Origin of the sequence: Butyricicoccus pullicaecorum (genome assembly GCF_002160355.1) — a bacterium.
Classification (GTDB): Bacteria; Bacillota; Clostridia; order Oscillospirales; family Butyricicoccaceae; genus Butyricicoccus; species Butyricicoccus pullicaecorum.
Genome location: NZ_NFKK01000006.1, coordinates 135,011 through 144,554 on the forward strand (window position 1 = coordinate 135,011; position 9,544 = coordinate 144,554).

Consider the following 9,544-nt stretch of genomic DNA (forward strand, 5'->3'; position numbering starts at 1 on the left):
AGATACAGGAAAAGCCGTCCCGGTCGGGACGGCTTTGACGATTTGTTTTATGCCTTATGCTCCATGCAGTGTGCGCAGGTGCCATGGGCAACCAGGGTGTAGCCTGCTACCTGTGCACCGCAGGCCTGTGCAATCTGCTGCTTGAGATCACCCGAGAGGGCGAAATCAACCACCTGACCGCAGTCATCGCAGATCATGTGATCGTGCGGATCTAACCGCCAGTCAAAGCGATCGGGCATGCCCGGCATGGACAGCTTGCGGATCTCTCCGATATCAGACAGGAAATTGAGATTGCGGTAAACGGTTGCCAGGGAAATGGTCGGCAGCTTGCGGCGGATCATCTGGAACAATTCGTCGGCCGTCGGATGGCTGTTTGTCGCACGGACGGCCTCCAGGATCAACTGACGCTGTTTGGTTTGAACCATGGATGGGGCCTCCTTTAATAGTATTGAGAATTTTTCTCGGTTATATACTATATTATATCGACCCTGTAACCGCTTGTAAATTGTAAAATTTAGACAAAATAATTGTGCTTATATCAATCACAATCGCCGTTTTCCGAGTTTTCCACCGTTTTCGGCGGTTCCGGATCATCCTGCAATCCCAAACGCCGCTCGTTCTGGTAGACGCGGTGTTCGAGGCGGCAGAGTTCCTGGGATACGGGGTCGGGCATGTGGATCTGGTCGAGGTCGAAGGACGGGACTCTGTGGCCGTCGATCTTGACCACACGTGCTTTGACACCGACCACAGTGGAATTGGGCGGCACTTCCTGCAAGACAACCGCGTTGGCGCCGATGCGCGAGTTATTGCCCACGGTGAAGGGGCCGAGCACCTTTGCGCCGGTCGAAATGAGCACGTTGTCACCGATGGTCGGGTGACGCTTGCCCGTATCCTTACCCGTACCGCCCAGGGTCACGCCGTGGTAGATCGTGCAGTAGTCGCCGACCTCGGCGGTCTCGCCGATGACGATACCCATGCCGTGGTCGATGAACAGGCCGCGGCCGATGGTCGCGCCCGGGTGGATCTCCACGCCGGTCATGGTGCGTGCAAACTGCGAGATCATACGCGCCAGAAAGAAGCGCTTGTGCAGGTACAGCCAGTGGGTCAAACGGTGGTAAATCACCGCGTGAAAGCCCGGATAGAGCAGGAATACCTCGGCGGTCGTGCGGGCTGCCGGGTCGCGGTCGCGAATGGAACGTGCATCCTCAATGAGTTCTCGGAGAAACATAAAAATTAACCTTCTTTTTGTTAGCCGGTGGTCAGCGAGCCATCAGCTCGGCCAGCACATCCCCTGCCTCTTTGGCACGGGCTGCGTAGGTCGGCATGATCTCGGTCAGATGGGCGCGTATTTCGTCCTCACGCTCCATCAGCCAGCAAAAAGCATTCTTCAGGTCATCCGGCTGCTTGAGGCTCTGCACAGGCAGTGTGTAGCCCTCATAGGTGCCGAACAGGTCTTTGGCAATGCCCTTCGCCTTTACCGAGTAGCCCACGACCAGAGTGGGCACACAGGACGAGTATGCTGCGATCGTTGAATGGGTACGCGCGCCGACGAAACATCGCAGGCGGGCAATATAACCCTTCAGCTCGGAGCAGCCCGCGTCCTCGATCAGTACCACACGGCCGGTTTCCTTGAACTGGTCGTACAGCATGCGAAGCGGCTGACGATCATCGTTATAGCTCCAGACAACGTGCGGGATGAGCGCGACGGCCATGTCGGTCTCTTTCAGAATATGCTCGATGAGTGCGACATAGTTCTTCATGGTCGCGCCGCCCTGCTCCTCGTTGGAGATGATCATGGGCGAAACGTTGATGCCCACGGTGTTGCCCGGCAGGAAGCCTTCGGGCAGGGGCAGTTCGCGGGTTTCCAGGGTGAATGCAGAGTCCGGAATCAGACGGGTCTTGTCGCCGAGACCAGCTTCGCGCAGCGCGTCGGCCGTGATGGACTCACGTGCGCAGATGACATCGAAGCAGTCCAGCTGGCGGGTGAATTCCTCGTCCAGATCGCGCGGCTCGATCGAGCAGCCCCACAGCATGAGCTTTTCGCCCTGCTTTCTGAGCGCACGGTCGGTCGGCCAGAACTGACGACCCTTGTTATAGCAATAATTGTCACCGCCGACCGCGATGGAAACATCGCTGTCCTTGGCCAGTCGCAGGCAGGTCTTTTCGGTCAGGAAACGATCCTGCAGCGCCTTGGAATGGGTGACACGCTTGTCAAACTGATAGACAAACCAAGCGGGCGAAAAACGGCGCAGTACCTGATCGTTCTGGACAATGGTGTCCACCGATTCCTGCAGGTTGCACGCATGATCCTCACGCGGCGCGTAGGAACACAGGGTGACCTCTGCCCCAGTCTTCTCCTTGGCAATGGCGGAAATGGTGCGGACGAGCGCCTCACAGCCGTGGTTGAGGCTGCCGCCGTGCTCATAAAGCATTACTTTTTTCACGATTTGATTCCTCGTTCGTTCTTACAAAATCATTGTATTTTTCTAGTCGCTGAAAAAATGATATCAAATATAGTCTATCCATATTTTGCGGGTTTGTCAAACCCAATCCTGCACAGTTTGACAGCCGATTCCATTTCTGTTATCATAAAAAATAACAGCAAATGCCCCAAAAGGCGTACAAATCACCCGCGTGTCCGTCCTGTCCGGACGACGCACGGGTCTGAGCCGCCTCGCCGGCAACGAAAGGAGCCTGCCCCATGCTGTCCGCCGAACATCTGCCAAACGGTCTGACCCTGTTACAGGACGACCGTTTTTTTAAGCTCGGTCAGGACTCCGTCCTGCTCTCGGCCTTCGCCCGCATCCCAAAACGTGCCCGCGTGCTCGACCTTGGCTGCGGTACGGGTGCACTCGCCCTGCTGTGCTGGCGCGATGACCTGACCATCACCGGTCTGGAGCTCCAGCCCGGCCCGGCTGACCTGTTTGCGCAGTCCATTGCACAAAACAAGCTGCAAAACGTGCGCGTCGTGCAGGGTGATCTGCGCGAAATCCGTCGCCTCCTTCCCCACGCGTCCATGCAGTATGTCGTGTGCAATCCCCCTTATTTTGCATCGAACACCGGAAAACATGCCGCAAACAGCGCACACAAGACCGCCCGGCAGGACGAGAGCGCCGATCTTGACGACATTCTGGACGCAATCGCATGGGTTCTGCCCACCGGTGGCCAGTGCAGCATCGTATTCCGTCCCGAACGGCTGTGCCCGCTGCTGTCCGGCCTCGCTTCCCGCGGCTTTACGCCAAAACGCCTGCGCTTCGTCCACCAAACCGCCCAGTCTGCTCCGTCCGCCGTCCTCGTGTCGGCCAAGCGCGGCGCGGGTGACGGCCTGATCGTCGAGCCTCCCCTGCTGGTCTGCCGTCCGGACGGTGAACTTTCGGACGAATACCGCGCCATTTACGGCAAATAAATCCATATTTTCCCGCTATCTTCACAGAAAGGGGTCTCTTTATGCCCGGTACCTTATATCTGGTCGCCACGCCCATCGGCAACCTTGGCGACTTCTCCCCTCGCGCCCGCGAAGTCATGTCTGAGGTCGATTTTATCGCCGCCGAGGACACTCGCGTGACCAAAAAACTCATGACCGCCCTCGATCTGCCCCAGAAACCGCTGGTCAGCTACTACGAGCACAACCGCCGTCAGCGCGGTGAGGAAATCCTCGCCCGTCTGCTTGCGGGCGAAAACTGCGCACTCGTCACCGACGCCGGTACGCCTGCGGTCTCCGACCCCGGCGAGGATCTGGTCGCCCTGTGCGCCCCCGAGGGCGTGCCCGTCATCCCCATTCCCGGATGCTGCGCTGCCGTGTGCGCACTCGCCGCTTCCGGCCTGCCCACCGGCCGCTGGTGCTTTGAGGGCTTCCTGTCGGTCAACAAAAAAGCTCGCCGGGAACACCTCGACGCGCTCAAAAATGAAAAACGCTCTATGATCTTCTATGAAGCGCCCCACAAGCTGCGCGCAACGCTGGATGATCTGTGTGCGGCTTTCGGCGGTGACCGCCGTATCTCGCTGTCCCGTGAGCTCACCAAGCTGCACGAGGAAACGCTGCGCATGACATTGGCGGAAGCGGTTGCGTACTTCGCGGAAACCGCTCCGCGCGGTGAGTTTGTCATGATCGTCGAGGGCGCACCCGATGTCGTGGACGAGGACGCCGAAGATGATCGCATGGCTCGCGCATTGAATGCCGTACAAAAGCGCATTGAGAATGGAGAAACGCTCAAGGATGCAGTCAAAATGGTGTCGGCTGATCTGGGCGTTAAGAAAAATGCACTGTATCAGCTCGCACTCGAAGCACAGAATTAAGCACCGCACCAATCATGGAAGCTTTCGCCAGCCTTTCTCGAAAGGCTGCGGGTTCTCAGGGCAGAGCCCTGAGACGCGGCTCGCAAGCCGCGGAATCTCTTTTTGAAACCCGGTGTCCGACCCGGGTTTCAATGAAAACAAACAAAAAAGGAAAGACCGTCCCTTCGGACGGTCTTTCCAGAGAATTGCGCGTCTGCGGACGCGCTTTTTTATTCTTTTTTTCGTTGATTTTCGCAAAAGCGAAAATCAAAAGGGGAGTTTCGCCCGTTGCGACGGGCGACTTGAGGCTCTGCCTCAAGACTCCGCAAGCCTTTCGAGAAAGGCTTGAGCGAAAGCTTTATTTCGCCCGCGGGCGGGATGGGTGCGTCCCTTACTCCTCGTCAAACTGTGTTCCGCACGCCGGGCACATATCCGGCACGTGGAACGGCTGGGGCTCCAATGCTCTCCCGCAATGCGGGCAGTGCAGCCACTTACGCTGCATAATCACCGTCACCACGATCGGTGCCAACACCGCAAGCGCCAGCGGTCGGCCCAGCGGTGTGCGGAAAATGTCCACGCCGGTAAAACGGATATACAGCCAGCCGGATAAAACTGCCAGCCCTGCCCAGATTAAAATACCCACAGTTGACAGGATCATCTTGCGCCGCAGACGCGCATGCCAATGTGCGAATTTCTGTCTCTCCTGCATCGTACGTCCCTCCTGTTCGTTTGTTTAAGCATAACACAGGACAGGCCGCAATGGTAGTTACAGAAGCCTTACAAAACGTCTCATATTGTCCCATTCTGAGACCATTTTCGGTTTTCCTCTCCAAATTTCACTTCCCGATCTCAGTTCCAATTCCCCATAAAAAGAGGACGTTTCCCTCTGGAAACGCCCTCTTCCCGTCTGTATCGTTTATTGCAGTTCCCCACCGGTCACAGCCTGAATGGACAGGGTCAGGATCTGGTCGAGCAGCTGCAAGTCATAGTAGACCGCGTCGCGGCTCCAGTGCCAGGCCTGTGCACCGCCCTCGGACGGCCCGCTCACCTCTGCGTCCGCGCCGATATACGCCGTCAGCGTGTCAATCCAGCCGTTTACGTTCTCCTCACTGACCTCCGCGCTGCCGTCGCTCAGCCACACCGACAGAGACTGCACCGTGCGTGCTTCATCGTCCTGTGCGATGGTGTACAGCGTCGCGGCGCTGTCCTCCAGCGTGACCTCGTAGGTACGTCCGATAAAGAACGACTTGTCGCTCGTCCAGTTCTCGGTACCTTCTCCGAGCGTCTCGGTCAGCTCCGCGTCGGTTTTGCCCAGCAGGCCGGTCAGGCCGTCCAGCGTCACCGTATCCTGTGCCGTCTGTTCGGTTATCGTTGTTGTCGGTTCGTCAGCAGACTGCTGTTCGGTGGCAGCGTCGGCAGGTGCGCCGCAGCCGGCCAGCAATCCCAGCGTCAATGCACAAATGAGTAAATAAGAGAGTGTACGTTTCATTGTCGTCGCCTTCTTTCCATGTGATTCACAAGGGTTCTTACTCATAAGACGGATGAGCAGGACAAATCGTTTCCACGTATGCAAAAAAAAGATGCCCCCGGCGGGAGGGCATCTTTTTTGGGGGATATGCGGGACAGGGACGGTAAAAAGAGGTAAAAAGGGGAAAAGAAAAGGGGTAAAAGGAGGATCAAGCGGCAAGTGCCTGATGAATGTCCTGTCCTGCCATCTGATAATAGCGATTGAGCGCATCCAGATCGTATTTGGATGCATCATCCCGGATAAAACCAGTCAGACCACGCAGCAGCGTATCCTTGACGCTGTCCGAAGCCTGCGCCATGTGCTTGTCGAGGAAGTCCAGAATGGGGTCGATGGTCATGGACTGGTTCAGCAGCTGGCTATATTCTGTCTCGAGCTTGGCATCCTGGAACGCTTCCATGCTCTCATAGTGCGCCGGGACGTTGTTGCCGAAGCGGGTCTCGACGATCAGGCTGTCCTGTGCAGACTGCGCCTTGAGCGCGTCCTGTGCGGCCTGCTCGCTGTCGTACTGGCCGATTTCCAGCAGCCAGCTCTCGCCGTCGTCACGCAGAATGCGTGCGTCGGGGAAGTCCTTCTGCATCTTGGTCAGCGCGTCCTGATCCATAGACAGGGTGCGCAGCGAGTACACGTTCTGACCGACAAACTCGCCTTCCTTGAGGCGGACGACGATGCTGCCCGGGTCCTTATATTCCTCGACCGCAACGTCTGCCGTTACGTCGAACTCGATCTGTACCTGCGATGCGCCGTCTGCGCGGCCAAGCACGTAGACCGACTTGATAAACCGGCTGTTTTCACGTGCCTGGTTGACCTCCTCGAGCACGCCGACCTCCTGCGTACTGGGCAGGGTGAGGGTGACGGTCTCGGGGAAGTGGGCGAGGCTTGCCTTGTATGCGGCAGCGTTCGCCGCGTCAAAGGTCAGGGTCAGCTGTTCGCTGTCCGCACCGCTCTGGAAGGACACCGCAGCCTTTGCGGTCACGTCGGTCTGACCGCCTTCGGCCTCGGGGGTATTCCAGCGGAACACGCGCACGAGCGAGCCCAATACAGCGACGTCTTCCAAATTTGCAGCCAGGGCAGGGGAGGCGTTGATGCTGCCGACAAAAATTGCAAATACTGCGGCAGCGCCTGCCACCGTTCTCTGAACATACTTCTTGTGATTCATGATGCGTTTACCATTCTGAACTCCACGCAAAATGGCCGCGTCCAGCTCTTCGGGAATTTCAACGTACAGCAACTCGCTTTCATTCGGTCGTTTCATGTGGGTTCATCCTTTCTCTCAGTAATTCAAGTGCGTGATAGTAGATCGTTTTCACGGTATTTTCATTTTTTCCGGTCAGTTCTGCGATCTCCCGGAACGTAAGATCCTGATTGAATTTCAAAATCAAAACCTCGCGGTATTTCTGCTCCAGCCGCGCCAATTCTTCGCGCATGGCCAGGATCTCGGCGGTTTGCTCCATCGGTGTGACGCTTTCGTCCCAGTCCTCAAGCGAGGCGAAACGGCGGTGCCGTTTGACGAAGGTCAGCGCGGTGTTGGACAGGATGCGGTAAAACCAGGGATAAAAAGAATCCGGGTCTTTGAGGTGGTGCAAATGGGTGTAGGCCTTGCACACGCTCTCAGACACCACGTCGAGGGCATCCTCCCGATGGCGTGTATAGCTATAAGCGACGCGATAAAAGGAATCTTTTTTTGCGTCGATCAGTTCAAGAAACGTTTCTTCGCTGATTGCGGGATGTTTTTTTAGCAGCTGCATGAGGTACTGTGCGCCTCCTTTCGAATAGTAAGACCGGAGCAGGCGGCAAATAGTTTGGAGAATCTTAAAAAATTTTTTCAGAACTTTCAAAGAATATAAAAAAGGACATCCCGAAAGGAGATGTCCTCATTTTAGGGGATATGCGGGACGGTGCGCAAGAGGGAGATTGGAAAGGAAAATGGTTGGGGAGTGACTTGACGAAAGAAATGTATTACAGCGCAGCGTTGATCGCGGCGATTGCACCGTCCGATACCGCGGTCGCTACCTGGCGCACCTGCTTTGCGCGGATGTCTCCGGCTGCGTATACGCCCGGAACCGAAGTCTCCATCTTGTCATTGGTGACGATGTAGCCATCCTGCAAGTCGAGCTCGGTGTACAGCTGGGTGTTGGGCGTCACGCCTGCGTAGACAAAGATACCGCAGCCGGGGTCTTCAATGGTCTGCACCGTGCCGTCGTGCTCGCTGATGATTTCCAGACGCTCGACCTGATCAGTACCATGTACCGCGTGCAGACGCGAACCCAGGCACAGCTTGATGTTATCCGCAGCCGCAATCTTATTGCGGAACTCCGGAATGCAGCCCAGCTGATCCTCAAAGTGGATGATGGTCAGCTGACGGGCAAAGGATGCCAGATACAGCGCTTCCTTGACCGCACCGTCTGCACCGCCGACGACATAGATGTTCTTTCCGGCATACGCTGCGCCGTCGCGCGGTGCGTTCAGGCCCATGCCCTTGCCGGCAAGCTCAATCTCTCCGGGAATGCCCAGCTTACGAGGTGTACCGCCGTTTGCCAGAATGACCCGGCGTGCCTGATGGGTTCCCTTGTCGGTGTGCACGGTCTTGACATCCCCGGTCAGCTCTACGCCGGTAACCGTCTCATAAGCGATTTCTACGCCCGCAGCCTGTGCCTGCTCCTTCATACGAGCAGCGAAGGTTGCGCCGGTTTCCTGTGCCTGCAGAGCGGTATAATGGGTGACGGTCGAGACCTTGCCGATGATGCCGCCGACCTGCGCCTGCTCGAGAACCAGGGTCTTCTTGCCGCGGCTGACTGCATAGATACCTGCGCTGATACCAGCAGGGCCTGCACCGATAATAAGGATGTCATACATAATGAAAGCGCTCCTTCCTGTGATACATGGTGTATCTGTTTCTTTCTGATATGATTATAACGCTAAGTGTCAATAAAATAAAATTAAGAATTATGATTTTTCTATAAATTTATCTTATGAATTAGGGTAAGAAAAAAGGACACGATTATGATCATGTCCTTTCAATTCATGGAAAGCATCCAAACAGAGTAAATGCCCTCATTTCATATTCTTTTTTGCAGTATTGATAGATGAAATCAAGAGTTTTTTCATCTCGACACACTGTTCCAGAATCGCAGAGTCACTATAATAGCCGCTTTCAATTAGAAGTTCCAGCCAATATTCACTTTCTGCACATTCTTTCAAGGCAATCTGGAGTTTGGCGACGAAATCTGCCCGACTATGTCCATAGAATGCCTCTCGAATATTCGCGCCGATGCTGGTTCCCGAGCGAATGAGTTGATTGGTAAGCACGCTTTCTCGCTTGGAACGCTTGACCTCATTGCATATTTTGATAATTTCCAAGGCAAAGGCTTTGGATTTATCTCCAAGCGGACTGGACATAGCTCAACACCCCCGAACGGAATAGAGAATAGGGAAGAGTGAATAAGGAATAAGTAAAGACACGCCGCACATGCAATCCGTGCCGCTTGCGGCACTCCTTACTTCTTCACTCTTCACTATTACTTATTACTTCCAAAAATCTCGGCGAGAGCGGGAAAGAATTAGAGAAGAGTGAATAGTGAATAAGGAATAAGTAAAGACACGCCACACATGAAATCCGTGCCGCTTGCGGCACTCCTTACTTCTTCACTCTTCACTATTACTTATTACTTCCAAAAATCTCGTTGATATCAGAAAAGAATTAGAGAAGAGTGAATAGTGAATAAGGAATAAGTAAAGACACGC

Annotated in this window: 11 protein-coding genes; 2 read left to right on the forward strand and 9 right to left on the reverse strand. The window is 55.3% G+C overall.

Annotated features, from left to right (window positions below):
• Positions 1-47: 47 nt before the first annotated feature.
• From B5F17_RS07215 to B5F17_RS07225, 3 genes are all read right to left on the reverse strand, one after another.
• Positions 48-425, reverse strand: coding sequence for a Fur family transcriptional regulator (locus B5F17_RS07215; protein WP_087372420.1), 378 nt, complete (start codon positions 423-425; stop codon positions 48-50).
• A 113-nt stretch (positions 426-538) separates the two neighbouring features.
• Complete coding sequence (gene epsC / locus B5F17_RS07220) at positions 539-1,228, reverse strand: serine O-acetyltransferase EpsC (protein WP_016148978.1); 690 nt, start codon at positions 1,226-1,228, stop codon at positions 539-541.
• A 31-nt stretch (positions 1,229-1,259) separates the two neighbouring features.
• Entirely contained in the window at positions 1,260-2,444 is a 1,185-nt protein-coding gene (locus B5F17_RS07225) for a polysaccharide pyruvyl transferase family protein (protein ID WP_242968723.1), read from the reverse strand.
• Between the two features lie 257 nt (positions 2,445-2,701).
• On the opposite strand from B5F17_RS07225, the gene B5F17_RS07230 reads away from it, so the two are divergent.
• Positions 2,702-3,406 carry a tRNA1(Val) (adenine(37)-N6)-methyltransferase gene (locus B5F17_RS07230; protein ID WP_016148976.1) on the forward strand — a complete coding sequence of 235 codons (705 nt, stop codon included), beginning with the start codon at positions 2,702-2,704 and terminating at the stop codon, positions 3,404-3,406.
• A 41-nt stretch (positions 3,407-3,447) separates the two neighbouring features.
• Positions 3,448-4,296, forward strand: coding sequence for a 16S rRNA (cytidine(1402)-2'-O)-methyltransferase (gene rsmI / locus B5F17_RS07235; RefSeq protein ID WP_087372428.1), 849 nt, complete (start codon positions 3,448-3,450; stop codon positions 4,294-4,296).
• Between the two features lie 370 nt (positions 4,297-4,666).
• Here the strand turns inward: rsmI and B5F17_RS07240 are convergent, their stop codons facing one another.
• From B5F17_RS07240 to B5F17_RS07265, 6 genes are all read right to left on the reverse strand, one after another.
• The gene (locus tag B5F17_RS07240) at positions 4,667-4,984 is read right to left on the reverse strand and encodes a hypothetical protein (protein ID WP_016148974.1); all 318 of its coding nucleotides are present in this window, start codon (positions 4,982-4,984) and stop codon (positions 4,667-4,669) included.
• Between the two features lie 207 nt (positions 4,985-5,191).
• Positions 5,192-5,764 (reverse strand): hypothetical protein, encoded by a 573-nt coding sequence (locus tag B5F17_RS07245; RefSeq protein WP_087372431.1) that lies wholly within the window; start codon positions 5,762-5,764, stop codon positions 5,192-5,194.
• A gap of 187 nt (positions 5,765-5,951) precedes the next feature.
• Complete coding sequence (locus tag B5F17_RS07250; protein ID WP_087372434.1) at positions 5,952-7,055, reverse strand: DUF4179 domain-containing protein; 1,104 nt, start codon at positions 7,053-7,055, stop codon at positions 5,952-5,954.
• Positions 7,039-7,548: an RNA polymerase sigma factor gene (locus B5F17_RS07255; RefSeq protein ID WP_016148971.1), complete on the reverse strand. Its 510-nt coding sequence runs from the start codon at positions 7,546-7,548 to the stop codon at positions 7,039-7,041. Before B5F17_RS07255 ends, B5F17_RS07250 begins: the two co-directional genes overlap by 17 nt.
• Before the next feature lie 211 nt (positions 7,549-7,759).
• On the reverse strand, positions 7,760-8,656 hold the full coding sequence (locus B5F17_RS07260) for an NAD(P)/FAD-dependent oxidoreductase (protein WP_206396706.1): 897 nt from the start codon (positions 8,654-8,656) through the stop codon (positions 7,760-7,762).
• Positions 8,657-8,854: 198 nt separating this feature from the next.
• Complete coding sequence (locus B5F17_RS07265) at positions 8,855-9,199, reverse strand: four helix bundle protein (RefSeq protein ID WP_087372438.1); 345 nt, start codon at positions 9,197-9,199, stop codon at positions 8,855-8,857.
• Positions 9,200-9,544 lie beyond the last annotated feature (345 nt).

Coding starts and splice junctions, on each gene's coding strand:
- B5F17_RS07245 (WP_087372431.1), bottom strand. CDS start 5,764: ATGAAACGTACACTCTCTTATTTACTCATTTGTGCATTGACGCTGGGA.
- B5F17_RS07265 (WP_087372438.1), bottom strand. CDS start 9,199: ATGTCCAGTCCGCTTGGAGATAAATCCAAAGCCTTTGCCTTGGAAATT.
- B5F17_RS07260 (WP_206396706.1), bottom strand. CDS start 8,656: ATGTATGACATCCTTATTATCGGTGCAGGCCCTGCTGGTATCAGCGCA.
- rsmI (WP_087372428.1), top strand. CDS start 3,448: ATGCCCGGTACCTTATATCTGGTCGCCACGCCCATCGGCAACCTTGGC.
- epsC (WP_016148978.1), bottom strand. CDS start 1,228: ATGTTTCTCCGAGAACTCATTGAGGATGCACGTTCCATTCGCGACCGC.
- B5F17_RS07240 (WP_016148974.1), bottom strand. CDS start 4,984: ATGCAGGAGAGACAGAAATTCGCACATTGGCATGCGCGTCTGCGGCGC.
- B5F17_RS07230 (WP_016148976.1), top strand. CDS start 2,702: ATGCTGTCCGCCGAACATCTGCCAAACGGTCTGACCCTGTTACAGGAC.
- B5F17_RS07215 (WP_087372420.1), bottom strand. CDS start 425: ATGGTTCAAACCAAACAGCGTCAGTTGATCCTGGAGGCCGTCCGTGCG.
- B5F17_RS07255 (WP_016148971.1), bottom strand. CDS start 7,548: ATGCAGCTGCTAAAAAAACATCCCGCAATCAGCGAAGAAACGTTTCTT.
- B5F17_RS07250 (WP_087372434.1), bottom strand. CDS start 7,055: ATGAAACGACCGAATGAAAGCGAGTTGCTGTACGTTGAAATTCCCGAA.